This window comes from Sphingomonas endophytica (assembly GCF_001476895.1).
Lineage (GTDB): Bacteria > Pseudomonadota > Alphaproteobacteria > Sphingomonadales > Sphingomonadaceae > Sphingomonas > Sphingomonas endophytica_A.
On the sequence record NZ_LDTB01000026.1, the window covers coordinates 39,614 to 65,922 of the forward strand.

Annotated in this window: 22 protein-coding genes; 8 read left to right on the forward strand and 14 right to left on the reverse strand. The window is 68.3% G+C overall.

The genetic code is table 11. From position 1 onward, the window contains the following. Positions 1-32: 32 nt before the first annotated feature. On the forward strand, positions 33-2,255 hold the full coding sequence (gene katG, locus NS334_RS08875) for a catalase/peroxidase HPI (protein WP_058755612.1): 2,223 nt from the start codon (positions 33-35) through the stop codon (positions 2,253-2,255). A gap of 232 nt (positions 2,256-2,487) precedes the next feature. Beyond that, positions 2,488-3,816: a PQQ-dependent sugar dehydrogenase gene (locus NS334_RS08880; RefSeq protein WP_058755613.1), complete on the forward strand. Its 1,329-nt coding sequence runs from the start codon at positions 2,488-2,490 to the stop codon at positions 3,814-3,816. A 159-nt stretch (positions 3,817-3,975) separates the two neighbouring features. Here the strand turns inward: NS334_RS08880 and NS334_RS08885 are convergent, their stop codons facing one another. Further along, positions 3,976-4,278 carry a polyhydroxyalkanoic acid system family protein gene (locus NS334_RS08885; protein WP_058755614.1) on the reverse strand — a complete coding sequence of 101 codons (303 nt, stop codon included), beginning with the start codon at positions 4,276-4,278 and terminating at the stop codon, positions 3,976-3,978. A 194-nt stretch (positions 4,279-4,472) separates the two neighbouring features. Between NS334_RS08885 and lnt the strand changes: the two genes are divergently transcribed. After that, a complete protein-coding gene (gene lnt, locus NS334_RS08890) occupies positions 4,473-5,984 on the forward strand; it encodes an apolipoprotein N-acyltransferase (RefSeq protein WP_241491872.1) in 1,512 nt (503 codons plus the stop codon). Between the two features lie 43 nt (positions 5,985-6,027). Then, entirely contained in the window at positions 6,028-7,245 is a 1,218-nt protein-coding gene (gene metK, locus NS334_RS08895; protein ID WP_058755615.1) for a methionine adenosyltransferase, read from the forward strand. Between the two features lie 167 nt (positions 7,246-7,412). Here the strand turns inward: metK and NS334_RS08900 are convergent, their stop codons facing one another. Next, the gene (locus NS334_RS08900; RefSeq protein ID WP_058755616.1) at positions 7,413-8,042 is read right to left on the reverse strand and encodes a phosphatase PAP2 family protein; all 630 of its coding nucleotides are present in this window, start codon (positions 8,040-8,042) and stop codon (positions 7,413-7,415) included. A 60-nt stretch (positions 8,043-8,102) separates the two neighbouring features. Continuing rightward, positions 8,103-8,870: a hypothetical protein gene (locus NS334_RS08905; protein ID WP_153002659.1), complete on the reverse strand. Its 768-nt coding sequence runs from the start codon at positions 8,868-8,870 to the stop codon at positions 8,103-8,105. Between the two features lie 47 nt (positions 8,871-8,917). On the opposite strand from NS334_RS08905, the gene trmB reads away from it, so the two are divergent. Further along, on the forward strand, positions 8,918-9,598 hold the full coding sequence (gene trmB, locus NS334_RS08910) for a tRNA (guanine(46)-N(7))-methyltransferase TrmB (RefSeq protein WP_058755618.1): 681 nt from the start codon (positions 8,918-8,920) through the stop codon (positions 9,596-9,598). 52 nt (positions 9,599-9,650) lie between these two features. Continuing rightward, positions 9,651-10,457 (forward strand): formate/nitrite transporter family protein, encoded by an 807-nt coding sequence (locus NS334_RS08915; protein WP_058755619.1) that lies wholly within the window; start codon positions 9,651-9,653, stop codon positions 10,455-10,457. 7 nt (positions 10,458-10,464) lie between these two features. Here the strand turns inward: NS334_RS08915 and NS334_RS08920 are convergent, their stop codons facing one another. The 3 genes from NS334_RS08920 to NS334_RS08930 all read right to left on the reverse strand — a co-directional run bounded on the left by NS334_RS08920 (position 10,465) and on the right by NS334_RS08930 (position 14,046). Beyond that, positions 10,465-10,923, reverse strand: coding sequence for a DUF3833 family protein (locus NS334_RS08920; RefSeq protein ID WP_058755620.1), 459 nt, complete (start codon positions 10,921-10,923; stop codon positions 10,465-10,467). A gap of 39 nt (positions 10,924-10,962) precedes the next feature. Continuing rightward, positions 10,963-11,808, reverse strand: a complete 846-nt coding sequence (locus NS334_RS08925) for an SGNH/GDSL hydrolase family protein (protein WP_193753041.1) — start codon at positions 11,806-11,808, stop codon at positions 10,963-10,965. Between the two features lie 153 nt (positions 11,809-11,961). Beyond that, a complete protein-coding gene (locus NS334_RS08930; protein ID WP_058755622.1) occupies positions 11,962-14,046 on the reverse strand; it encodes a catalase in 2,085 nt (694 codons plus the stop codon). Positions 14,047-14,202: 156 nt separating this feature from the next. On the opposite strand from NS334_RS08930, the gene NS334_RS08935 reads away from it, so the two are divergent. Then, positions 14,203-15,537 carry a methyl-accepting chemotaxis protein gene (locus NS334_RS08935; protein ID WP_058755623.1) on the forward strand — a complete coding sequence of 445 codons (1,335 nt, stop codon included), beginning with the start codon at positions 14,203-14,205 and terminating at the stop codon, positions 15,535-15,537. A gap of 7 nt (positions 15,538-15,544) precedes the next feature. Here the strand turns inward: NS334_RS08935 and NS334_RS08940 are convergent, their stop codons facing one another. Next, positions 15,545-17,650 carry an ATP-binding protein gene (locus tag NS334_RS08940; RefSeq protein ID WP_058755624.1) on the reverse strand — a complete coding sequence of 702 codons (2,106 nt, stop codon included), beginning with the start codon at positions 17,648-17,650 and terminating at the stop codon, positions 15,545-15,547. Between the two features lie 248 nt (positions 17,651-17,898). On the opposite strand from NS334_RS08940, the gene NS334_RS08945 reads away from it, so the two are divergent. Then, entirely contained in the window at positions 17,899-19,272 is a 1,374-nt protein-coding gene (locus tag NS334_RS08945) for a DEAD/DEAH box helicase (protein WP_058755625.1), read from the forward strand. Between the two features lie 308 nt (positions 19,273-19,580). Here NS334_RS08945 and ruvA read toward each other — a convergent pair whose 3' ends face one another. From ruvA to NS334_RS08980, 7 genes are all read right to left on the reverse strand, one after another. Further along, positions 19,581-20,177 (reverse strand): Holliday junction branch migration protein RuvA, encoded by a 597-nt coding sequence (gene ruvA / locus NS334_RS08950; protein ID WP_058755626.1) that lies wholly within the window; start codon positions 20,175-20,177, stop codon positions 19,581-19,583. A gap of 75 nt (positions 20,178-20,252) precedes the next feature. Next, positions 20,253-20,708: a DUF3035 domain-containing protein gene (locus tag NS334_RS08955; RefSeq protein ID WP_058755627.1), complete on the reverse strand. Its 456-nt coding sequence runs from the start codon at positions 20,706-20,708 to the stop codon at positions 20,253-20,255. Then, a complete protein-coding gene (gene lspA, locus NS334_RS08960; RefSeq protein ID WP_058755665.1) occupies positions 20,701-21,186 on the reverse strand; it encodes a signal peptidase II in 486 nt (161 codons plus the stop codon). Before lspA ends, NS334_RS08955 begins: the two co-directional genes overlap by 8 nt. Before the next feature lie 14 nt (positions 21,187-21,200). After that, positions 21,201-24,050, reverse strand: coding sequence for an isoleucine--tRNA ligase (ileS, locus tag NS334_RS08965; RefSeq protein WP_058755628.1), 2,850 nt, complete (start codon positions 24,048-24,050; stop codon positions 21,201-21,203). Between the two features lie 28 nt (positions 24,051-24,078). Further along, a complete protein-coding gene (locus NS334_RS08970; protein WP_058755629.1) occupies positions 24,079-25,005 on the reverse strand; it encodes a bifunctional riboflavin kinase/FAD synthetase in 927 nt (308 codons plus the stop codon). A 24-nt stretch (positions 25,006-25,029) separates the two neighbouring features. Beyond that, positions 25,030-25,497 carry a dihydrofolate reductase gene (locus tag NS334_RS08975; RefSeq protein WP_058755630.1) on the reverse strand — a complete coding sequence of 156 codons (468 nt, stop codon included), beginning with the start codon at positions 25,495-25,497 and terminating at the stop codon, positions 25,030-25,032. 41 nt (positions 25,498-25,538) lie between these two features. Continuing rightward, on the reverse strand, positions 25,539-26,306 hold the full coding sequence (locus tag NS334_RS08980) for a metallophosphoesterase (RefSeq protein ID WP_241491873.1): 768 nt from the start codon (positions 26,304-26,306) through the stop codon (positions 25,539-25,541). Positions 26,307-26,309 lie beyond the last annotated feature (3 nt).

The window sequence follows — 26,309 nt, forward strand, 5'->3', positions numbered from 1 at the left end:
AGATCCCGACGCCCGCGAGAGGAGACGAAGCCATGGACGCCATTACCGAAGGCAGCCCGATCAACGACCCCAAGAAGCAGCCGGCCGCGATGCGCACGCTGCTGGGGCGCACCGCCAAGGACTGGTGGCCGGAGTCGCTGTCGATCGACATCCTTCATCAACAGGGCAAGAGCGGCAATCCGTTCGGCGACGATTTCGATTACGCGGCCGAGTTCCTGAAGCTCGACCTGAAGGCGGTGAAGGCCGACCTGACCGCGCTGATGACCGACAGCCAGCCGTGGTGGCCGGCGGACTACGGGCATTACGGCCCGTTCTTCATCCGCATGGCGTGGCATTCGGCGGGCACGTATCGCACCGGCGACGGGCGCGGCGGTTCGTCGGCGGGGCAGCAGCGCTTCGCCCCGCTCAATTCGTGGCCAGATAACGGCAACCTCGACAAGGCGCGCCGCCTGTTGTGGCCGATCAAGCAGAAGTACGGCCGCGCGCTGAGCTGGGCCGACCTGTTCATCCTGGCCGGCAACGTCGCGATCGAATCGATGGGCGGCCCGACCTTCGGCTTCAGCGGCGGACGCGAAGACGTGTTCGAGCCGGAGAAGGACGTCTATTGGGGCACCGAGGAGGAATGGCTCGGCCAGACCCGCATCGACGAGGAAGCCGGGCTGGCGCTCGAGAGCCCGCTCGCCGCGATCCAGCACGGCCTGATCTACGTGAACCCGGAAGGGCCGGGCGGCTGCCCGAACCCGATGGGATCGGCACGCGACATGCGCGAGACGTTCGCGCGCATGGGCATGAACGACGAGGAAACCGCCGCGCTGACCGCCGGTGGCCACACCTTCGGCAAGGCGCATGGCGCGGGCGATCCCAAGCATGTCGGTCGTGAGCCCGAGGGTGCGGACATCGCCGCGCAGGGCCTCGGCTGGGCCTCGACCCATGAAAGCGGGATGGGCGATCACACGATCACCTCCGGTCTGGAAGGCGCGTGGACGCCGACCCCGACCACCTGGGACATGACGTATTTCGACATGCTGCTCGACCACGAATATGAGCTGGTCCGCAGCCCGGCGGGCGCGCACCAGTTCCAGCCGGTCGGCAATCCGGAGGACACGCTGGCCCCGGCCGCGCATACGCCGGGCAAGAAGGTCCCGACGATGATGTCGAGCGCCGACATGGCGCTGAAGGTCGACCCGAAATATCGCGCGGTCATGGAGAAGTTCCGCGCGGACCCGGCGTATTTCGCCGACGCCTGGGCGCGGGCGTGGTTCAAGCTGACGCACCGCGACATGGGGCCGAAGCAGCGCTATCTCGGCAGCGAAGTGCCGCAGGAGGATCTGATCTGGCAGGATCCGATTCCGGCGGTCGACCATCCGCTGATCGACGATGCCGACGTCACCGCGCTGAAGGCCAAGCTGCTCGACAGCGGCCTGTCGGTGCAGGATCTGGTGAAGACCGCCTGGGCCTCGGCCTCGACCTTCCGTGGGTCGGACAAGCGCGGCGGCGCGAACGGGGCGCGCATCCGCTTCGCCCCGCAGCGCAACTGGGAAGTGAACGAGCCGGAAAACCTGACCCGCGTGCTCGGCGTGCTGGAGCAGGTGAAGGCCGATTTCGACGGCATCTCGACCAACGGCAAGAAGGTGTCGATCGCCGACCTGATCGTGCTGGGCGGTGTCGCCGGGGTCGAGAAGGCGGCGAAGGATGCCGGTCATGACGTGACCGTGCCCTTCACCCCGGGCCGTGCCGATGCGCTGGAGGAGCAGACCGACGCCGAGAGCTTCGACGTGCTGGAGCCGAAGGCGGACGGTTTCCGCAACTACCTGCAGGTGCGCTTCACCGTGCCGACCGAGGAATTGCTGATCGACCGCGCGCAGCTGCTGGGGCTGACCGCGCCGGAGATGGCGGTGCTGGTCGGTGGCCTGCGCGTGCTGGGGGCGAACGCGCTGGGCAGCGAACATGGGGTGTTCACCAAGCGCGTCGGGCATCTGACGAACGACTTCTTCGTCAACCTGCTCGACATGAACACCGCGTGGAAGCAGGTGAGCGACGAGAGCGATCAGGAGTTCGTCGGCACCGACCGCACGACGCACGAGCAGAAGTGGACCGCATCGCGCACCGATCTGGTGTTCGGCTCCAACTCGCAGCTGCGCGCGCTGTCGGAGGTATACGCCTGCAACGACTCGGGCGAGAAGTTCGTCGCCGATTTCGTGAAGGCGTGGACGAAGGTGATGGACGCGGATCGTTTTGATCTGGCCAAGCGGTAATCGATCGGGTATCAATCGGTTATTGAATTGGGATGGACCGGACGGTCGCCACTTGGCGCCCCTCCCGGTTCCTCCCTCCCGTTACCGGCAGAGGAAGTCCTTCGGGTCGCCGAATGGCTGACTTGGCCGGGGTCGCCGGTGTGCCCCCCACACCGGCGGCCGATTCCTCCCGACCGCGTCGATTTCACGATCGCGGTGGCGCGATCGGCGCCGTGCCCCTACATCGTCGGTCATGCGCAAACATGTCCTCGCCGTCATCGGCCTGCTCGTCCTGCTCGGCGTCGCGATCTTCGCCTATCTGGCGTGGCCCGATACCGCGCGACTGGACGTGGCCGCGGTCAGCGGTACGCGCCCCGCCATCACCCAGCCGCGCGATCAGGTGATCCCGACCGTCGAAACCGCCGATCCGATCGGCTGGAAGGCGGGCGAGACGCCGGTCGCGGCCCCCGGGCTGAAGGTGGCGGCGTTCGCCGACGGGCTGGAGCATCCGCGCTGGCTGTACCGGCTGCCCAATGGCGACGTGCTGGTCGCCGAAACCAACTCGCCCCCGCGCGAGGGCGGCGGCATCAAGGGCTGGGTCATGCGCCACCTGTTGGGCAAGGTCGGCGCGGGCGTGCCGTCCGCCAACCGCATCACGTTGCTGCGCGATGCCGATGGCGACGGCGTGGCGGAGCTGAAGACCCCGTTCATGACCGGGCTGAACTCGCCGTCGGGCATGGCGCTGCTGAACGGACAGCTTTACGTCGCCAATACCGACTCGCTGGTGCGCGTACCGTATCGCGATGGCGAGACGAAGATCACCGCGACACCCGAGACGGTCGTGACCTACCCGGGCGGCGGCAACCATTGGTCGCGCAACGTGATCGTCGCCGAGGACGGCAAGACGCTCTACCTGTCGGTCGGATCGGCGTCGAATATCGCCGAGAACGGGCTGGATGCCGAGCACGACCGCGCCGCGATCCTGCAGGTGTTCCCCGACCAGAAGAAGTATCGCGTCTTCGCCTCGGGCATCCGCAACGCCAATGGCATGGCGCTGGTCCCCGGCACCAACCGGCTGTGGACCGTCGTCAACGAACGCGACATGCTCGGCTCGGATCTGGTCCCCGATTACATGAGCGCGATCGAACTGGGCGATAATTTCGGCTGGCCCTGGTATTATTGGGGCGGGTATCCGGACGTGCGGGTGCAACCGAAGAACCAGGAACTGCAGCAATATGTGAAGCGCCCGGATTATGCGCTGGGGCCGCATGTCGCCGCATTGGGGCTGACCTTCGCGGCCGACGCCAAACTGGGCGCGAACTTCGCGCGCGGCGCCTTCGTCGGCGAGCACGGATCGTGGAATCGCAAGCCGCTGTCGGGTTACAAGGTGGTGTACGTCCCCTTCAATGCCGAGGGCTGGCCGGAGAAGGGCGTCAAGCCGGTCGATGTGCTGACCGGCTTCCTCAACAAGGATGAGGAAGCGCATGGGCGGCCGGTGGCGGTCATCACCGACAAGACCGGCGGACTGCTGGTGGCGGATGACGTGGGCAATATGGTGTGGCGGGTCAGCGCGGCAAAGTGACGTCGCCGCGTCGATCGTCGCGTCGCCTCTCGATCGTCACCCCGGCGCTGGCCGGGGGTCGCTCTCTGCCTACCATTACCGGCCTTGGCAGCCGTGTCGCCATGGATCCCGGCCGTCGCCGGGATGACGGGTCAAGATACCCGAGGGCGCCCCTTCAACTCACGCCAGCAGCTTGGGTCCGTCCTTCTGGAGTTTCGCACGGAGCTGCTCGGCGAACATGCCCAACAGGCCCGGCAGGACGAACACGCCGTGCACGTTGCGCTCGGTCACGTCCAGCTGCACCGCGACACGCTGTCCCATGCCTTCGACGACGAAGTGCAGCGTGTCGCCGTCCCAGCGATGCTCGCTGACATGGCCGCCAGGAATATAGCCGGCGAGCTTGTCGAAGCCGCCCTCGATCCGCGTCTTCGCGCCCGCGATGCCGAGCTGATGCGGCAGGTCCACTTCGATCGGCGTGCTCATGCGGCGGTTCCGGGAAAAGGATGTGTCATGGCGCGATAATACGCCTCGCAACCGTCATCGTCACGCCCTACCTGACGGTCCGGCTTGCGATGGCGCGCGCGGCGTCGCAGGAGGCCGTCATGCCACCCGGCGCAAGGATCGCAGCCCTGCCCTATTCTTCCCCGCTTCGCCGCCTTCCCCGGCGCTATCCCGCGTTGACCGCGCTGCTGCTCGGCGCGGCGGCGGCGTGCGGGTTCGCCCCTCTGCAACTCTGGTGGCTGGCGCTCGCCTGCCTCGCGGGCTGGATGGCGCTGGTCCATGCGGCGCCGACGCTGCGGCAGGCGCTGTGGCGCGGCTGGGCGTTCGGGGTCGGGCATTTCACGATCAACGACAATTGGTTCCAGCACGCCTTCACCTTCCAGGACCAGATGCCGCATGCGCTGGGCTATGCCGCGCCGCTGGCGCTGGCGCTGTATCTGGCGGTGTTCCCGGCCATCGCGGCCGGGCTGACGTGGCGGTTCCGGGCGGCGCGAATCGATGCCGGCTGGATCTTGCTGTTCGGGGCGGCGTGGATCGCGACCGAATGGATGCGGTCGTGGGCCTTCACGGGCTATGCCTGGGATCCGCTGTCGGTGATGTGGGTGCCGGTGCCGCCGGTCGCGTGGCTGGCGACGCTGATCGGCACCTATGCATTGTCGGGATTGAGCGTCGTCGCGGCGGGCCTGCTGTTACTAATCCCGCGCCGTCCGTTTCCGATGGCCGCGCTGATCGCCGTAATCGCCATGCTGCTGGTGGCGGAGTGGCGCGGCTATCCGATGCCGTCCGCCGCGCCGGCGACTGCCCCGCGCCTGGTCGTCGTCCAGCCGAACGTGCCGCAGGACCAGCGCGGCGAGAGCGATCAGGCGATGATGCTGGCGCGACTGCTGCGGCTCTCCGGCACCCCGGGCGGCGCCCCGCGTCTGGTGATGTGGCCGGAAGGAGTGATCCGCGACTTCATCGAGGATGACTATCCATACTGGGTGTATGGCAATACCAGCCCGTGGCTGACGCGGACGCGCATGGCCGCCGCGCTGGGGCCCCGCGACATGCTGCTGACCGGCGGCACCGCACTCCAGTTCGATGCGCGCGGCGACGTCACCACCGCGACCAACTCGGTGTTCGCGCTCGATCCGCGCGGATGGATCCGGGGACGCTACGACAAGGCGCACCTGGTGCCATATGGCGAGTATCTGCCGATGCCGTGGCTGCTCAAGCCGCTGGGCCTGTCGCGACTGGTGCCCGGCGACATGGACTTCGCCGCCGGGCCGGGCCCGCGCACGATGGTGGTGCCGGGGTTCGGCGCGATCGGGATGCAGCTGTGCTATGAGATCATCTTCTCCGGCCAGACGGTCGATCCGGCGCATCGCCCCCGGCTGATCTTCAATCCGTCCAACGATGCGTGGTTCGGAAGCTGGGGCCCGCCGCAGCATCTGGCACAGGCGCGGTTGCGGGCGATCGAGGAAGGGCTGCCGGTGGTGCGCGCCACCCCCAACGGCATCTCGGCGGTGATCGGCGCCGATGGTGCGCTGCTGGCGACGGTACCGCACCAGCAAGCGGGAGCGATCGACATCGCGATCCCGCCCGCGCACGCGCCGACGCTGTTTTCACGGATCGGTAACGCCGCCGCGGCGATAGTCGCGCTTGGGGCTTGCGTCATCGCATTTGCCTTGCGCCGTCGCGCGCGCTAAGTGACATAAAGCTATCTTTATATCGTTATCTCCCGGAGCATCCATGCGTCAGTCGTTCATCTTCACGTCCGAGTCGGTGTCCGAAGGCCATCCCGACAAGGTCGCGGACCAGATTTCGGATTCGATCGTCGACCTGTTCCTGTCGAAGGATCCGGAAGCCCGCGTGGCGTGCGAAACGCTGACCACTACGCAGCTGGTCGTGCTGGCCGGTGAAATCCGTGGCAAGGGCGTGTACGAGAACGGCGAATGGGCGCCGGGCGTGCAGGACGAGATCGAGGCGACCGTCCGCGCGACCGTGAAGCGCATCGGCTATGAGCAGTCGGGCTTCCACTGGAACGAGTTCCGCTTCCTCAACGAACTGCACGGCCAGTCGGCGCATATCGCGATGGGCGTCGACGAGAGCGGCAACAAGGACGAGGGCGCCGGCGACCAGGGCATCATGTTCGGGTACGCGACCGACGAGACGCCGGGCCTGATGCCGGCCACGCTGTACTACAGCCACAAGATCCTCGAGCGGATGGCCGCCGACCGCCACTCGGGCGCCGCGCCGTTCCTGGAGCCGGACGCCAAGAGCCAGGTGACACTGCAGTATGAGAACGGCGTGCCGGTCAGGGCGACCGCGCTGGTCGTCTCGACCCAGCATGCGCCGGGCTATTGCGAGAAGGGCGACAACGCCGACGCGTCGAAGTACGCCGTGCTGCGCGACTATGTGATGGGCGTGTTCAAGGACGTGCTGCCCCAGGGCTTCATCGACGACGCCACCAAGATCTACATCAACCCGACCGGCCAGTTCGAGATCGGCGGGCCGGACGGCGACGCCGGGCTGACCGGCCGCAAGATCATCGTCGACACCTACGGCGGCGCGGCCCCGCACGGCGGCGGCGCGTTCAGCGGCAAGGATCCGACAAAGGTCGACCGCTCGGCCGCCTATGTCGCGCGCTATCTGGCGAAGAATGTCGTCGCGGCGGGCCTGGCCAAGCGTTGCACGATCCAGCTGTCCTACGCGATCGGCATCGCCGAGCCGCTGAGCGTCTATGTCGACCTGCACGGCACCGGCACGGTCGCGGAGGCGAAGCTGGAGGCGGCGCTGCCGCAGCTCGTTCGCCTGACCCCGAAGGGCATCCGCGAGCATCTGTCGCTCAACAAGCCGATCTATTCGAAGACGGCGGCCTATGGCCATTTCGGGCGCGATGCCGAGGGCGATCTGTTCACCTGGGAAAAGACCGATCTGGTCGACGCGCTGAAGCAGGCCATCGCCTGATGGGAAGGGGCGCGCTACGGCGCGCCCTGTCCTTTCGCGGGGCCCCGGGGCGGGCGCGGGATCGCTGCGAAAGCCCCCGTGCTTCCGGCCCGGTTCCGGCAGTCATGGCGGCGCAGTCCCATGCCCTCACCGGGGCGACGGTCCCCGGCGAATGGGCCAGCCCTGGCTCAGCTCGGGTGTGCTTCCACTTCCGCTTCGGCGCTACTCTCGCGCCGGTTCTCGACCGCCCGGGCCGCCGCCGCGATCGCCCATCCCGCGACCCGCTCCGACAGCCAGCCGATCACCGCGCCCGCCACAACGTCGCTGGTATAATGCGCGCCGCGCGTGACCTGCGCGACACCGGCGGTGCCGGCAGCGAGCGTCGCCGCCCCGGCGGCGGCGGGCACTTCGTGCGCGATCGATTGTGCCACGGCGACCGCGCCGGCGGTGTGCCCGGACGGGAAGGCGTTACGATCGCTATCGTCGGTGCCATGTCCCTTTTCCAGCTGCGGCGACGCGCCGGCCGCGTTCGGGCGAGTGCGATCCACGCCCGCCTTCAGCACGGTCTTCAACCCTGTCGCGAGCAGGTGGCTGGTCACCATCCGCGCCCCGCTGCGCGCCAGTGCCGGTCGGCGCAAAACCGCGCCGACCGCCAGCGTCCCCAGCCCGAGCGCGAGCAACGGCGGTTCGTCGGTCAGCTTCGACACCGGCGTCAGCGCACGCACCACCCCGGCCGTCGCCAGTGCGCGCAGCGGCGCGTGGGCCTCATGCTCGCGTTCGGCGGCGGCGCGGATCGCCTGCTTCTTCTTCTTGCCCATGCTGACCCCGTTCGTTGATTGCGCCCCCGCCAACGGTCGAACGGGCGCTTTCGCTCCGCATCAGCGCGCGGCGGTATAGGCGGCAAAGGGTTCGCTCTGGATCATCCGTCCGTCGCGCCACACCTGTACGCCGCCGCCTCCCTTCGCCGGATCGACCGAGGCCAGTACGCGATAGACATAGCCGTTGTTGGCGAACTGATAAATGCGCCGCCCGCCGCGTTCCTCGACCAGCCGTCCGCCCGAGACGGTCAGCGATGCGCGCGTATCGCGCCCGCCCCATGGTCGCTCGATCGCCGGCAACTCGGCATCGAAATTGTAGCTGCGGTACTGATAGCCGTCGCGATCGGTGCGCGTCACCTGCACCGAGCGTTTGGCGGTGACGCCCAGCACGCGCGTCTGCGGCGCAAAGCGGCAGCCGGTGGTGTCGCGCCCCCAGGTCACCGCCGTGACGGTGGGCGTGGTCGCACCGGGATCGACCATGCCGGGATTGACCGCATGGATGTTGCCGACGTCGCGACCCGCTTCGTTGGTGAGCGGATAATAGATCTGCCCGGCGCCGGGATCGGCCGCGCCGACGCGGACACGCGTCTGATACCGCACCAGCCCCGGCTTCGACAGGCTGGTCAGCGTCGCGACCCGCTGCGCATCGGGCGGCGAGAGCACCAGCACCCGGTCGCGATCGGTGGAATCGCAGACGAACACCGCCGGCGTCCAGCCATCCTCCCCGTGCAGCGCCGAGATCGACCCGGTGCTCGACAGTTGCGACCAGGCCGCCACCGGCAGCGCCGCCGCCGCGATCGCCGCACCACCGATCATCCACCCACGCATCGCTTCCTCCGTTTCGTTTTGCGCGACGCTGGGCTAGGCGCGCCAGCATGAACGATCCCACAACGATCCGCCGCCTGTACGGCCGGCGTCAGGGCCATGCGTTGCGCGCGGGTCAGGCCGCGCTGGTCGAGGACCTGCTGCCGCGCATCGCGGTGCCCGAGGAAGGACCGCTCGACGCCGCGCGACTGTTCGGCGACGATCGCCCGTTGCAGGTCGAGATCGGCTTCGGCGCCGGCGAGCACCTCGCCGGTCAGGCCAGTGCCGCGCCCGGCACCGGCTTCATCGGCTGCGAGCCGTTCCTGAACGGCGTCGTCGGTGCTCTGGGCCATGTCCGCGACGGTGCGCTGGACAATGTCCGCATCCACATGGGCGACGCGCTGGAGGTGGTCGAGCGGCTGCCCGACGCGTCGCTGGAGCGGGTCTATCTGCTCCATCCCGATCCCTGGCCCAAGGCGCGCCATGCCAAGCGCCGGATGATGAACCACGGCCCGCTCGACCTGATCGCGCGCAAGCTGAAGCCGGGGGCGGAGTTCCGGCTGGGCACCGACGACCCGACCTATTGCCGCTGGTCGATGATGGTAATGAACCAGCGCCGCGATTTCGCGTGGCAGGCGCGGACGCCGCAAGACTTCCTTGAACGTCCCGCCGACTGGCCGGAAACCCGCTACGAGAGAAAAGCGCGGCGTCAGGGGCATGAGGTCTGGTATTTCCGCTACATCCGCGTCTGATCGCTGACCGTCCGTCGTCGTCGTGCGTTGCACGCGCGACAGGGAGTGGACGATGGGCGAGGAACAACGGGTCGAGGAAGCCGAAGAGGCCGAGGAACGCAGCGCGCCGGCCGCGCGCGTCGTCCACGCCGCCGTCATCGAACAGGGCGAGGAGGAGCTGGAACGTCCGCTGTCCTCGCTGTTCTGGTCCGGCGTGGCGGCCGGCATCGCGATCATGGCGTCGGTATGGGTCAGCGGCGCGCTGCACCATCACCTGCCCGATACACCATGGTCCGAGGCGGTCATCGCACTGGGATATCCGTTCGGCTTCCTGATCGTGATCCTCGGGCGCTTGCAGCTCTTTACCGAACATACCGCGGTCGCGGTGGTGCCGCTCGTACGGCGACCCAGCCGCGAGGGCGCATGGCGGCTAGGCCGATTATGGGCAACGGTCTTCGTCGCCAACATGATCGGCACGGCGGCAATCGCGGCGCTGGCGGTGTTCGGGCCAGTCCAGTCGGCAGAGGTGCTGGACGGGATGCTGGCGGTGTCGCGCAAGCTGACCGAGCGGGATGCGGCGGCGACGCTTCTGCAGGCGATCCCGGCAGGCTTCCTGATCGCGTCGATCGCGTGGATCCGTTCGGCGATCGAGGGCAGCGGCTTCTCCAGCGTGTTCGCCGTCACCTATGCGATCGCGCTGGGCGGATTCGCGCATGTCGTGGCGGGCGCGGCGGAGGCGTTCCTGCTGCTTTGGCATGGCGAGGTCGGCATCGGCTGGGTAGCGGGCAGCTTCGTGATGCCGGCACTGGCGGGCAATATCATCGGCGGCACCGGGCTGTTCGCCTTGCTCGCCCATGCGCAGGTGAAGGACGAGCTTTAGCGCCGGATCACGGCTTGACGATCCGCTCCGTCAGCCGCGCCACGACGATACCGAAGCGGCTGACCGTCAGACGGTTGTCGAGCGAGCGCCCATCGGGCGCGGGGGTCAATACCTGCCGGATCCGGAAACCGTCGCGGGTCGTGAAGCCGAGCAGGAGGTGCTGTCCCTTGATCTCTCCGGTCACGGGTCCGCGCGCATCGGTCAGCGTCCCGGAATAGCGGCCCGGCGCGATCCGGCGCAGGTGCCAGCGGCGCGTGCGCGGCGGCTTGTCCCCCTCGACCACCGACTGGTCGAGCACCAGTACATCCTGGCCTTCACGGCGTCCGGTGCCGCGGACCGTGACCGGCACGCGAGCGCGGAACAGCACCTTCAGCCGCCCCGTCCCGCGCGTCTCCCCCGCGAAGAAGGTCAACGGGTCGAACGCGGGCGACGGCGTGGCGGCGGCGAGCAGGAGGGCGACGAACATGCCCCGCTGAACGCGCCGCCCGGCGAATAGGCGCCGCGCTTACTTCGCCGCGAGCATCTTATCGACTGCGCGCTCGTAGATCAGCGCCATCTTGCCGGAACCGCCGACCAGATCGGTGTTGCCGTCGGTCGGGTGGATGCCGTCCTTGAAGAGCGTCTTGTCGCAGGCCGCCTCGTCCGGACCCATCACCGGATCGGCAGCGAAGTCGATCACCCCGTCGATCCGCTTGTCCACCAGCGCCTGCCGGATGGCGGCATTGACGATCGGGCGGCGCTCCTTGTGACGATTGTGATACGCCGGATAGGAGGGGAAGCAGAGCGGCAGCACGGTGCCGACCGCCACCTTCGCGCCGGTCGCCTTGACGGATGCGACATAGGCCCAGAGCGCATTCAGCCAGTCCTGCGCGGTCTCGTACTGACCATCGCCGAGATCGTTCGCGCCGATCTGGACCGTGACGAGTTCCGGGTTGCTGGCCATGTCGGTGGCGCGACGCTGCACCAGCCCGTTGCCGCCGCCGGTGTCGCTGATCCGCGAGCCCGAGACCGCCGCGCCGCGCAGGTCGACGTTGGGGTGACGCAGCGCGAAGATGCCGGTGTAGGAACCGTTCCAGAACAGCGAGATGCTGTCACCTTCGGCGACGACGATCGGCTTGCCCTTGATCACCGGCTTGGGCGTCAGCTTGTCGAGACGCGCCTGACGATTGGCGATGCTGATATCGATATACCATTTCGCCTTCTTGAAGCAGGCGATGTCGGCCTCGAGCTTCTTCGTATCGGTGGTCACGTAGACCTGATCGCCGAGCAGCGAGTAACAATCCCGCACCACGTTCTGCGCGGCGGCCGGGGTGGCCGGAACGGCGGCCAGAGCGGCAGCGATAAAGAACATGTACTTCACCATGGCAGACGCCTCTCCGAACAGGATGCCCGGAAAGACCGGGCCACATCGGCCCGGTTAAAGAACGTCCGTTAATAAATCTTTCCCATCCGGCAAAGATCATGAAGAGGGCGTGCCGTCGCAACTACGGCACGCCCGATCCCATCACGCCAAAGTACGAACGTGTTGCTCGCGATTCCAATAGCGTTGCTTGGCGGCGTCAACGAATCGTTCCAGATCGGTAACGCCTTCATCCGGCTCGACCCCGGCCTTGTCGAGAAGCGGTTTCGCCGCGTCGTTGTGCCCGATCGCCTTCAGATGGCCGAACGCATCCATCACCCACTGGACGGCGGCGGCCTCCTTCAGCAGCTTCGCGCAGGCCGATTCGGCGAGAATTACCGCGCATGCGTCGACCGTGACCGAGGGCTGGCCGAACAGCTGCGCATCGGCGGTCACATTGCTGCCGTCCGACAGCGGCACCGATCCGACCTTGGGAGCGATGGTCAGCGGATGGCCGCCCGCCGCCTTCACCGCGGCGACGACCGAGTCGAATTCCTCGCGGTCGGTGCCGTCGGCGAACAGGATGCCGACCGTGCGCCCCTCCAGCGTGTGCTTCTCGCGCGGGCCGCGCACGATGCGCAGCGCGGGCGACGGCGCCATGTCGATCACCGGCGCGCTGGTCGGCGCGGCAGCGGGCAGGTCCATCGCGAGGCCATCCGCGACACGCTGTGCCAGTTCGTCATCCACGTTGCGCAGATTGGCGAGCATCGTCGTGCGGATGTGCGGCAACGACACCTTGCTGAGCTCGAAGACGAACGCCGAGGCGATATGCGCCTGTTCGGCGGGATCCATCGAGCGCCAGAACAGCCGCGCCTGCGAATAATGGTCGGCGAAGCTTTCCGCGCGGATGCGCAGCTTCGGTCCGCTTTCCTCGGCGGGATAGCTCTTGAAGCCGTTCGGGTCCTCGCGCGGGCCGCCCGGTTCGCCGGCCAGATGCAGGCTGTTGGGTTCGTAGTTCGCACGGCCCTTGGGCACCTGCATCTGCATATGGCCGTCACGCTGCATGTTCAGGAACGGGCAGCCCGCCGCGTCGGCGCGCCCCTTGGCCTGATTGATCGGCAGCTGATGCCAGTTGGTCGATCCCAACCGCTTGATCTGCGTATCCTGATAGCTGAACAGCCGCCCCTGCAGCAGCGGATCGTTGCTATGGTCGATCCCGGGCACCATGTGGCTAGGGCAGAAAGCGACCTGCTCCGTCTCCGCGAAGAAATTGTCGGGATAACGATCCAGCACCATCTTGCCGACGATGCGGACCGGCAAGACTTCCTCGGGAATGATCTTGGTCGCGTCGAGCACGTCATAGGGCTGGCTGTTCGCGAAATCCTCGTCGAACAATTGCACGCCGAGATCCCATTCCGGATAGTCGCCGCGTCCGATCCGCTCGAACAGGTCGCGGCGCTGAAAATCGGGGTCGGCGCCCGCGATCTTCACCGTCTCGTCCCAGATCGTCGAGGCGAGGCCCGCGCGCGGCTTCCAGTGGAACTTGACGAAGGTGCTCTTCCCTTCCGCATTCACAAAGCGGAAGGTGTGGATGCCGAACCCCTCCATCGTCGCGAAGCTGCGCGGCAGCGTGCGGTCCGACATCGCCCACATGATCATGTGGGTCGCCTCGGGCATCAGCGAGATGAAATCCCAAAAGGTGTCGTGCGCGGTCGCCGCCTGCGGATAGCCGCGATCCGCCTCCATCTTCGCGGCGTGGATCAGATCCGGGAACTTCATCGCATCCTGGATGAAGAAGACGGGGATGTTGTTACCGACCAGATCCCAATTGCCCTCGCGCGTGTAGAATTTGACCGCGAAGCCGCGCACGTCGCGCGGCGTGTCGACCGACCCCGCCCCGCCCGCGACGGTGGAGAAGCGCGCGAACACCTCGGTACGCTGCCCCTTCTTCTGGAACAGGTCGGCGCGGGTGATATCGGCCAGCGATTCGGTGCATTCGAAATAGCCGTGCGCCGCCGAGCCGCGCGCATGGACGATCCGCTCCGGAATACGCTCATGATCGAAATGGTTCATCTTTTCGCGATAGACCTCGTCCTCAAGCAGGACGGGGCCGCGCGGGCCGACCTTCAACTGGTTCTGATTATCCGACACGGGCGTCCCGTGGTTGGTGGTCAGCACCGGATGATCGGCGTCTGTCACCTGGTGCGTTTCGCCGCCGTTGCCGGACGGGCGGGTGATCGTATCGGTCATGTCATGCCTCGCGCTGAAGCCGAGGGCATCGGCCCGCGGTCGTCCCGCATCAAAGGATCGGCAACGGACAAGAGTTCCGTCTCACGGGACGCGATTCATCATGCTGTCACACGGCGGAAAGCGCCTATTTACCGGCAACCGTTACGCACCGGAAACATGATCGCCGACCGTATCCCACGACTGGCCCTGGCGACGCCGCCACGGGCGTTCGCCGCGGGCGACCTGGTGCATGCCGGATGGATCACCGACAGCACCAGCCTGCTGCCGATCGATGCGCCGTTGCTGGAGGCGGTCACGCTTCTGCGGGGCGCGCCCGATGTGCGGATGATCGCGATCGTCGATGCACGGGACCAGCCGTGCGGCGCGCTGCTGGAACGCGACCTGCGCTCGCTGCTGTTCAGCCCGTTCGGCCATGCGCTGCTGAGCAATCGCGGCCTGTCGATGGACGTCGCGGCGCGGATGGCGCGCTGCCCGGTGGTCGAAGTCGGCGCAGGGGCGACCGAGGCGCTGGACGCATGGCGGGCGGTGTCCAATGCGGAGGGATTGATCCTGACACGCGGCGGGCGCTTCGCGGGAATCGTCGATCAGCCGCGGCTGCTCCACATCGCCGCTGAACGGACCAGCGCGGCGCATCGCGCGACGCTGGCCCGCGCACTGCGGCTGGAGCGTGCCGTCGGGCCGTTTCGGCAGGAGGGTGAGGCCTTGACGCGCGATCTGGGCGATGTGTCACGCCAGGTCGGCACGGCATCGCGACGGATCGCCGATCGCGCCGCCGCGATCGGCGCGCGCACGACCAACGCCGCCGCCGCCGCCGGCCAGGCCGCCCGCAATCTCGACGGAATCGCGCAGCGCAGCGCCGCCTTCGTCGGCACGCTGGAAGCGGTCGAACGGCGACTGGCCGACGTCGAACGGGCGACGGGCGAAGCGGTCCTCCGCACATCCTGCAGCGCGGAGCGCATCGCCTCGCTGATCGCGGCGACCGAGGCGATCCATGCGGTCGGCACGTTGATCGACGAGATCGCGCAACAGACGACGATGCTGGCGTTGAACGCCGCGATGGAGGCGGCGCGTGCCGGCAGCGCAGGAAGCGGCTTCGCAACGGTGGCCGGCGAGGTGAAGACGCTGGCCGAGCGGACGCGGACCGCCGCCGGCGGCATCGCCGGCCATGTCGAGCAGATCCATGATGCGATCGCCGACGTCGCCAGCGGATTCACGGGAATCACCGGCGCGGTGGCGGCGGTGGAGGAGCTGTCGGCCAGCGTCTCGACGGCGTTGCGCGAACAGGCCGAGGCCGCGCGGGCGATCGACGTGCATGTCGGCGAGGCAAGCGTCGCCGCCGCACAGGTGGATGCCCATGTCGGCGACGTGGTCGGCAGCGCGCACGAAGCGGATCGTGACGCCGGGACGATGCACGCGCTGGCGACCCGGCTCGCCGATATCGCGGCCGGATTCGAGGCGCAGGTCGGCACCTTCCTGGCGCAGATCGGCTGAGCCGCCGCTATTCCGCCAGCAGCGCGCGCACCTTGCCGGCCAGCCCCTCCATCGAAAACGGCTTGGTCAGCAACGCCATATGCGGTTCGAGCTGGCCGTTGCCGATCACCGCATTCTCGGCATAGCCGGTGATGAACAGCACCCGCAGGTCGGGGAATCGCTCCAGCGCGGCGTCGGCGACCTGCCGCCCGTTCATCTTGCCCGGCAACCCGACATCGGTGACCAGCAGATCGGGGCGCACCCCGCTGTCGAGTATGCGCACCGCGGCGGTGCCGTCGCCGGCCTCGATCGTGGTATAACCGAGTTCGTCCAGCACCTCGATCACCAGCATCCGCACGGTCGGCTCGTCGTCGACGACCAGCACCGTCGGGGTGCCGCGCGCCGGCTGCGCCTGATCGAGCGGCAGCGTCGCCTCGTCCTCCTGCGCCGCATCGCCGTGGTGACGCGGCAGGTAGATGCAGACGGTCGTCCCCTCTCCCGACTCGCTGTAGATCCGCACCTGCCCGCCCGATTGCCGCGCGAAACCGTAGATCATCGACAACCCCAGCCCCGTCCCTTCGCCCAGCGGCTTGGTGGTGAAGAAGGGGTCGAACGCGCGCGCCTGCACGTCCGGCGTCATGCCCGTGCCCGTGTCGGTGACGCACAGCGACAGATATTGGCCGGGCGGCAGGTCGCGCGGGCGCGCGGCGCGCTCGTCGAGCCATTTGTTGGCGGTCTCGATCGTGACGCGCCCGCCCTCCGGCATTGCGTCGCGCGCATTGATGCACAGATTGAGCAGCGCGTTCTCAAGCTGGTTGGGATCGACCAGCGCCGACCACAGTCCGGCGGCCTGAACCACCTCCAGCGTGATCGACGGTCCCAGCGTGCGGTGGATCAGTTCCTGCATCCCGCCGACCAGCCGGTTGACGTCCGTGGGACGCGGATCGAGCGTCTGGCGCCGAGAAAAGGCGAGCAACCGATGCGTCAGGGCCGCCGCGCGCCGCGTCGCTCCCTGCGCGGCGGTGACATAGCGGTCCAGCTCGCCGATCCGCCCCTGCGCGACGCGGACCTGCATCATTTCCAGCGCGCCGGAAATGCCGGTCAGCAGATTGTTGAAGTCGTGCGCCAGCCCGCCGGTGAGCTGGCCGACCGCTTCCATCTTGTACGCCTGACGCAATTGCGCCTCGGCGGTCATCAGCGCGGCGGTGCGGGCCTCGACTTCCTGTTCCAGCCGTTCGTTCAATGCGGCGAGCTCGCGTTCGGCGCGGCGGCGTTCCACCGCGTCGCGGGTCCGCTCCGCCACCTCGCGCACGAACGCCAGTTCCTCGTCCAGCCATTCGCGCGGCTCGGCGTGGTTGAGATACAGCAACGCGACGAACCCGCCGCGTTCGGTCACCGGCATGTTGATGAACGACATCGCTGACAGCCGCTTCAGCCCTTCGGCGGTGTCGCGCGTCCGCTCGTCCGCGCGGACATCGGCGATCGCCACCGTCACCCCGCGCTTCAGATCCTCGATATAGCTGCCGTAATCGCGGAAATGCAGCACCGACGGCAGCGCGCCAATCCCCTCCGCGCAAAAGGCGCGTTCGGTGGTGATCGTCTCCGCGACCGGATCGACCGTGCCGTAACCTGCCCGGCTGACATCCAGCGCACGCCCCAGCACGAGCGCGGCGGCGAGCGCGAGATCGCCCGCATCGCCGGGATCACGCAGCCGATCGCCCAGTTCGACCAGCGCCGACAGCCGCAACTCGGCGCGCTTGCGGGCGTCGATATCGAAACTGATACCCGGCAGATGCGTGGCTTGTCCGGTCGCGTCGCGGTCGATCCTGCCCTGCGCCGCCAGCCAGCGCCAGCGACCGCCGCTTCCGACGACGCGATACTCCTCGTCGAACGGCTCGCCGGTGGCGATGCTGCGCGCGATCGCCTCGCGCACGCGCGCCAGATCCTGCGGCGCGATCCCCTGAAAGAAATCGGCGATCGGTGCGCCGGCGGCCGCCCGGTCGGGATCGACGCCGTACAGGCGCGCGAACCCCGCATCCGACGTGACACGATCGGCCGCGATATCCCAATCCCACCGGCCCACGGCCGGCGCATCGGGCGTATCGCGATGGGAAGAAAAGGACAATCTGGTCATCGTGCGTGCGAACGTCAGACGCCTTCGCGGGTTGCGCCGCCGCTGACAAGAGCGGGCACCTTGACATTTGTTTGTCCATCGCCCAGATGGCCGGTCATCGAGGCGTCGGCAGCGTGATCGGACCATTGGTCCCGGCTCCGTCTCGGTCGTTTTTCACGGGCTTCCCAAGTCACGCGGGGTGTCGATCTTCCCCGCCACCCGTGCGCCTTTCGGCTGCGCGGTGGGCCTGTTTGTTTAGGACCATATCCATGTCATTCGCCACTCTCGGCCTCGCCGAGCCGCTCGTCCGCGCGCTCGAAGCCAAGGGCTATACCGAACCCACCCCGATCCAGCGCGATTCGATCCCGCAGCTTCTGGAAGGCCGCGACCTGCTGGGCATCGCGCAGACCGGCACCGGCAAGACCGCCGCCTTCGTGCTGCCGTCGATCCAGCGTCTGTCGGCGGGCAAGAAGGTGCTGCCGACGCATTGCCGGATGCTCGTCCTCGCCCCGACGCGTGAGCTGGCCAGCCAGATCGCCGATTCGGCGCGCGCCTACGGGCAGTTCAGCAAGCTGTCGGTCGCGACCGTGTTCGGCGGGACCAGCATCAACAAGAACCGCAACGACGTCGCGCGCGGCGTCGATATCCTGGTGGCGACGCCGGGCCGGCTGATCGATTGCGTCGAGCAGGGCTTCCTGAACCTGTCGATGCTGGAGATCCTCGTCCTCGACGAGGCCGACCAGATGCTCGACCTGGGCTTCATCCACGCGCTCAAGAAGATCGTGCGGATGCTGCCGCGCAAGCGCCAGTCGCTGTTCTTCTCGGCCACCATGCCGCCGTCGATCCGCCAGCTCGCCGATCAGTTCCTGACCGATCCGGCGACCGTCAGCGTGGTGCCGCAGTCGACCACCGCCGAGCGCGTCGATCAGTCGGTGATCTTCTGCAACCAGACCGAGAAGCAGGCGCTGCTGACGATCCTGCTGCGCCAGATGCCGATCGACCGCGCGTTGGTGTTCACCCGCACGAAGCATGGCGCGGACCGCGTCGTGAAGCTGCTGGCTGGCAACGGCATCGCCGCCAACGCGATCCACGGTAACAAGAGCCAGCCGCAGCGCGAGCGCGCGCTGGCGCTGTTCAAGTCGGGCGAGGTGCCGATCCTGGTCGCGACCGACATCGCCGCGCGCGGCATCGACGTGTCGGGCGTCAGCCACGTCTTCAACTTCGAACTGCCGAACGTCGCGGAGCAATATGTCCACCGCATCGGCCGGACCGCGCGCGCGGGGCGCAGCGGCGAGGCGATCGCCTTCTGCGCGGAGGACGAGCGGCCGTACCTGAAGGATATCGAAAAGCTGACGCGCCAGAAGGTCGCGGTGTCGCCGCTGCCCGAGGACTTCACCCGTCAGGCCGATGTTCTGAAGGCGCAGCGCGTCAAGACGATCGGTGCCGATCCCGCGCCGCGCGAGGATCGCCCGCGTGCCCCGCGTGGACCGGCGCGCCCCAAGGCCAGCCATGCGCCGCGCGCGACGCCGGGTTCGGCGCAGGGCCGCAATTATGCCAATGCCAGCGCGGGCGGCGGCGGTGCGCGCCGCAGCCGTGGTGGTCGCGGGCGCGGCCGTGGCGGCGCCTCGGCCAGCGCGTCGTAATCGCCCTTCCGCGCCCCGGCCATGCGCCGGGGTGGGAAACGGCGGCTGCGATCGTTCTTCCTTGCAAGGATCTTCCGCAACCGTCGCTTTGGCGGACTCATTCCTGACGTCACCCCGGCGACACCCGGGGTCCATGGCTCCGCAAAAGCAACGATTTGCGCGTGGGCGGCGTGGTGGATGCCGGAACCGGTGCGGCATGACGGGGGTGGCTCACGCAAGGCATCGAAGCCGTCGCGGGGGACATAGCAAAGCCGCGTTCGCGGCCGGTTCCTCGATACGGGACTGAGGGCGTGGCGTCGGTCGCCCGCCTATTTCGCCGCCTTGCGCAGCGCGAGGCGGACCAGCGCGTCGAGCGATGCGCGCTCGCCCAGTTCCTCTTCCGCCGCCGCGACCGCGCTCGCGGCTTCCGCCGGGCGAAAGCCGAGGTTGAGCAGCGCTGACACCGCATCGGCCCCCGCGCCGGCCGGCACCACCTGCGCGGCCGCCGCCGGGCCGAGCGCCACGCCCCCGACCTTGTCCTTCAGCTCGCGGACGATCCGTTCGGCCAGTTTCGGCCCGACGCCATTGGCGCGCGCGACGGTCGCCTTGTCCTGGGCCATCACCGCGCGGCTGATATCCGCCGGCTCCAGCGCCGAGAGGATCGCCAGAGCGACACGCGCGCCGACGCCCTGGACGCCGGTCAACAGCCGGAACCAGTCCCGCTCGGCGGCACTGGCGAAGCCGACCAGGCGGATGAAATCCTCCGCCACCAGCATTTCGGTGAACAGCGTCGCCGCCTCGCCGACCGGCCCGATCGCCGCGAGCGTCCGCGCCGAAGCGCCGACCAGATAGCCGACGCCGTGCACGTCGATCACCGCATGGTCGGTGCCGGTGGAGGTAAGGATGCCCTTGAGATGCGCGATCATGCCAGCGGCGTAGAGCAATGCGCGTGGCGCGTCATCCGTCCGCGCGCCGGCCGGGCCGGGCGCGCGGCGGTGCTCTTACTGCTTCGGGGTCGGCTGCGCCGCCGGAGCGGTGGTAGTGCCACCGGCAGCGGCGCGCGCATCCTGACCGTCGCCCTGCGGTGCCGCGACGATGTCGCTGGTCGTCTGCCCCTTGTCGATGACGTTGGTCTGCGGATCGCCGGCACCGGAACGGATGCCCGGCGTGGCCGCGCCCGCGCCGCCCGCTTCGTCCACGACGCCCGCCTCACCGGCGCTGCGCGCGGCCGGACCGCCGAACAGGGCGTCGATCGCCTGTGCCTGCGGATTGTTGCCCTGCGTGCGCGCGACACCCGGCTGCGGCGGAACCAGCGCGAAATCGGGGGGAATGATGAGCGGAGGCTGGCGCGCGACCGCGAATTCGTCGGGGCGCGCACGGTCGTAGCCGCGCTTGCCGCAGCCGCCGAGCAGCCCCAGCGCCGCCATCCCGGCCACCACCACCACAGACTTACGCATGGACATTCTCCGAAATCTCGTCGCGCTTGTCGCGGATCAGCAGCGCGCGCACCAGCAGAATCAGCACGCCGATCGTGATCGCGGCATCGGCGACGTTGAACACCAGGAACGGTCGCCATTCGCCGAAGTGAAGATCGGCGAAATCGACCACATAGCCCAGCCGCACCCGATCGAGGATATTGCCGAGCGCGCCGCCCAGCACCAGCCCGAGCGCAAGCTGGTCGCCGCGCTTCGTCTCGCGGAACATCCACACCGCCACCGCGATGGCGATCGCGGCGGTGAAGGCGACCAGCAGCCAGCGCGTCGTGTCGGTTTCCGCGCGCAGCAGCCCCAGCGACACGCCCTCGTTCTTGGTGAAGCGCAGGTCGAAGATCGGCAGCAAGGTGCGGTAGGCGCCGAGGAAGTCGATCCGGAGCGGCCCGGTGACGAGCCACTTCACCGCCTGATCGACGACCAACACGATCGCCGCCACCAGCATCCCGGCACGCGGGATCACGCGATCGTCCCCGTCACGTCGGCGCAGCGCCCGCAAAGATCGCCATCGGCGGCGACATCGGGCAGATGCCGCCAGCAGCGGCCGCACTTGTGATAGTCGGTGCGGGTCACATCGACGGTCGGCGCGTCGGACACCCTGGCGACGATGAACAGCTCGGCCAGCGCATCGGCGTCGAGCGGCAGCTCGGGAACGGTCACCTCCGCCTCCAGGCTGGAGCGGATCGTCTTTTCCCGGCGCAATGGCTCGATCGCCTCGGTCACACGCTCGCGCAAGGCACGGATCGCCAGCCAGCGCTGCGCGACGTCCTCACCCGCCTGCGCGGGCAGCGATGGCCATTCGAGCAGGTGGACCGAACTGTCGTCGGCGGGGAAGCGGGCCTGCCACACCTCCTCGGCGGTGAAGACCAGCACCGGCGCGGCATAGCGGACGAGCGCGTGGAACAGCACGTCGAGCATCGTGCGATAGGCGCGGCGCTTCACGTCGCTCGCGGCGTCGCAATAGAGCGAGTCCTTGCGCACGTCGAAGAAGAACGCCGACAGATCCTCGTTGCAGAAGTCGGTCAGGCGGCGGACGTAGCGGTTGAACTCGTAACTCTCCGCCGCATCCTTCAGGTCGCGGTCGAGCGTATGGAGCAGGTGGAGCATGTAGCGCTCCAGCTCCGGCATCTCGGCAACCGGCACCCGCTCCGCGTCGGTGAACCCGTCGAGCGCCCCGAGCAGATAGCGGAAGGTGTTCCGCAACTTGCGATACGCATCCGACGCTGTGGCCAGCACCTCCTTGCCGATCCGCACGTCGTCGAAATAGTCGGTCGACACCGCCCACAGCCGCAGGATGTCCGCGCCCGACTCACCGATCACCTTGAGCGGATCGACGACGTTGCCGAGCGACTTGGACATCTTGCGCCCCTGCCCGTCGAGCGCGAAGCCGTGCGTCAGCACCGCGTCATAGGGTGCGCGTCCCCGCGTGCCGCAGCTCTCCAGCAGCGACGACTGGAACCAGCCGCGATGCTGGTCCGACCCCTCCACATACAGGTTCGCGCGCGTCCCCTCGCCGTAACGCGCCTCGACGACGAAAGCGTGGGTCGAGCCCGAGTCGAACCACACGTCGAGGATGTCGTTGACGGGCTCGTAATCGGCGAGCGCGTACTGGTCGCCGAGCAATGCCTGATGCTCGGCGGTGTACCAGACATCGGCACCACCCTCGCGGAAGGCCGCGACGATGCGCGCGTTGACGGCCGGATCATTCAGATACTGGCCGGACTGGCGGTGGACGTAGAGCGCGATCGGCACGCCCCAGGCGCGCTGGCGGCTGATCACCCAGTCGGGCCGCCCCTCGACCATCGCGCGGATGCGGTTCTCGGCACGGGCGGGAACCCATTGCGTGCGCGAGATGGCGTCGAGCGCGATCTCGCGGAGGGAAGCGGCGTTGCCGGTCGCAGGCGCCGCGCTCGGGGCCGACGGCGCGCTTGGCGCGCCGACCTCCGCGGGACGATCTGCCCCCGGCAGGTCATCTTTTCCGCCTCGGTCCATCGGGATGAACCATTGCGGGGTCGCGCGGAAGATCACCTTCGCCTTCGACCGCCACGAATGCGGATAGCTGTGCGCGAAATCGTCGCTGGCCGACAGCAGGTTGCCGGTCGCGCGCAGGTCCGAGCAGATCGGGCCATCGGCGGCGACGAACTTCTTGTTGATGACGCTGCCCTGCCCGCCGAGCCATGCCCAGTCGGCCCGGTACATGCCGCCGCCATCGACCGCGAACACCGGGTCGATGCCATGCTTCTTGCAAAGCAGGAAGTCGTCCTCGCCGTGGTCGGGGGCCATGTGGACCATGCCGGTACCGGCGTCGGTGGTGACGAACTCGCCTTCCAGGAACGGACGCGGGGTCGCGAAGAAACCGCCCAGATGATGCATCGGGTGGCGCGCGGTCGCGCCCTCCAGCACCGGCCCCTTGATGAGCGCGATGATCTTGCCCATTTTGATGCCGGTCCGCTTGGTGAAGGCGGGCATCAGCGGCTCGGCGACCAGATAGCGCCGCCCGTCATGTTCGAACTGGAGGTAGTCGATCGCCGATCCATAGGCGAGCGCCTGATTGACCGGGATCGTCCACGGCGTGGTCGTCCAGATCACCGCCAGCGTGCCCGCCAGCCCCGGATATTCCGGGCAGTCGATCACCTCGAATCCGACGTCGATCTGCGTCGAGACGATATCTTCGTATTCGACCTCGGCCTCGGCCAGCGCGGTCTTCTCGACCGGGCTCCACATCACCGGCTTGGCGCCGCGATACAATTGCCCGCTCTCGGCGAACTTCAGCAGTTCGGCCGCGATCGTCGCCTCGGCCTCGTGACGCATGGTCAGATAGGGATCGTCCCAGTCGCCCATGACGCCCAGCCGCTCGAACTCCTGCCGCTGCACCGCGACCCATTTTTCGGCATAGGCGCGGCATTCCGCGCGGAACTGCGCGACCGGCACCTGATCCTTGTCGAGCTTCTTGGCGCGATACGCCTCCTCGACCTTCCATTCGATCGGCAGGCCGTGGCAATCCCAGCCGGGCACGTAGGGCGCGTCATAGCCCATCAGGGTGCGGCTGCGGACGATCACGTCCTTCAGCACCTTGTTCATCGCGTGGCCCATGTGGATGTCGCCATTGGCGTACGGCGGGCCGTCGTGGAGGATCCACCGCTCGCGCCCCTGCCGCTCGCGCCGCAGCCGGTCGTACAGCCCGATCCGCGTCCAGCGTTCGAGGATCGCGGGCTCCTTCTGCGCGAGCCCCGCCTTCATCGGGAAGTCGGTCTTCGGCAGGAAGACGGTGTCGCGCCAGTCGCGCGCGGTATCGGATGCGTCGGCCATGTGTCCCCCCGCCTTAACCATAGTTCCCTCAGCGCGCCAGCAACTCGCGGGCGCGCGCGCAATCCCTGTCCATCTGCGCGACCAGCGCGTCGAGGCCGTCGAACTTCGCCTCCGGGCGCAGCCACTCGATCAGTTCGACCTCGATCGGCTGACCGTACAGGTCGCCGGCGAAGTCGAAGAAATGCGGCTCCAGCAATTCCTTGGGCGGGTCGAACGTGGGGCGGATGCCCAGGTTCGCCGCGCCGTCCAGCACGCGCCCGTCGCTCAATCGCCCGCGCACCGCGTAGATGCCATAAGCGGGGCGCAGATACGGCCCCATGTCGAGGTTGGCGGTCGGATAGCCGATCGTGCGGCCCAGCTTGTCGCCATGCTGCACCACGCCCTGGATCGCGTAGGGGCGGGTCAGCAGCCGCGCCGCGCCGCGCATGTCGCCGCCGCGCAGGGCGGCACGGATGCGGGTCGAGGACACCGGCTCGCCGTCGAGCATCACGGCGCCGACCGTATCGACCGAAAATCCGGCGGCTTCCGCCGAGCGGCGCAGCGTGGCGATGTCGCCGCTTTTGGCATGGCCAAAGGTGAAATCCTCACCGGTCACCACCCCGCCGACGCGGAGCGCGTCGACCAGCCGCTCCGCGACGAAGGCGTCGGCGGTCAGCGCGGCGAGCGCAGCGTCGAAGTGGAAGACGACCATCGCGTCCGCCCCCGCCTGCGCGAACAGCCGCGCGCGCTGGTCCAGCGTCGTCAAACGGAACGGCTCGGCATCGGGACGGAAGTGGCGCACGGGATGCGGATCGAAGGTCGCGACCAGCGCGGGGCGCCGCTCGGCGCGCGCCCGTTCGACCGCGCGCGCGACCACCGCCTGATGCCCCAGGTGAAAACCGTCGAAATTGCCGAGCGCGACGATCCCGCCCGCCAGATGCGCGGGCACCGCCGAGCCGCCGTCAAGCCGCTCCATCGCCCGCCCTTAGCCGTTGCGCCATCACCGTACCAGCGTCACGAAATCATGGGCCGGGCGATCGCCTTCGGCAGGATGCGACTCGCGCGCGATCTCGCGCCAGCCGCTGAAGCCGGGGACGATGGCATCGCCCTCCGGCGACACGTGCACCTCCGTCAGTTCGATGCGATCGGCACGATCGAGGAACAGCGCGAAGACCTCCGCGCCGCCGATCACCGCCACCTCGCCATTGCCGGCGAGCGCAAGCGCTTCGCCGGGCTCGTGCGCCGCCTCGGCACCCGGCGCGGCCCAGTCGCGGTCGCGGGTCAGCACGATATGCCGTCGGCCGGGCAACGGCGCGGGGAAGCTCTCGAAGGTCTTGCGCCCCATCACCAGCGGCTTGCCCATCGTCAGCGCCTTGAAGCGCTTCAGGTCCGCGGGCAGCTGCCACGGCAGCCGCCCGTCGACACCGATGACGCCGTTGTCGGCGCGCGCGAGGAAAAAGACGATCATGCCGCCCGCGCTAGGCGCAGATGCGTGCTTGCGAAAGGGCATCATGCCAGGTCCAGCCGACTGGTCAGCGTCCAGCGCGCATCGTCCTCCAGCCCCAGCGCGGTGAGGCGACCAGTGCGGTAGGCGCCGGTATCGATGCCGATGCGGTTATGGCGGAACTGCGGGGTCGTCACGATCGTGTGTCCGTGTACCACCACCACGCCATGGTCGACGCGGCTGTCGAGGAAGCCGCCACGAATCCAGCGCAGGTCGCGCCCTGCCTGTTCCTCGAGCGGAATGCCGGGGCGGATGCCGGCATGAACGAAGAGATAGTCGCCGATCCGCACCTGATCGAGCATCGCCTCCATGAAGGCGACATGCGCGGGCGGAATCGCGGTGCGCAACGCCGGCAGGAAAGCATCCGGATCACGCCAGTAGAGCGCCGGGTCCATGCCGTAGCTCTCCAGCGTCTCGGCACCGCCATGTCCCAGCCAGTCGCCCGCCACGGTCATGTCGCCCGCCAGGATCGCCAGCAGCATTTCCTCGTGATTGCCGCGCAGGAAATAGCGGGTGCCGACCAGATCCCGCTGCGCGACCAGCATGTCGAGCACCGCCGCCGATCCCGGACCGCGATCGATCAGGTCGCCCAGGAACACGACATGCACCTGCGGGTCGCCGCCCCGCGCCACATGATCGTCACCGATCCATCCGAGCAACGGGCGCAGCAGGTCCGCGCGGCCGTGGACGTCACCGACGGCATAGACGCGCATCCCCGGCGGCACATGATAGCGTCGCGTCGGCGGCAGCCCGAGTAGGTAACGCAGCGTCACGGC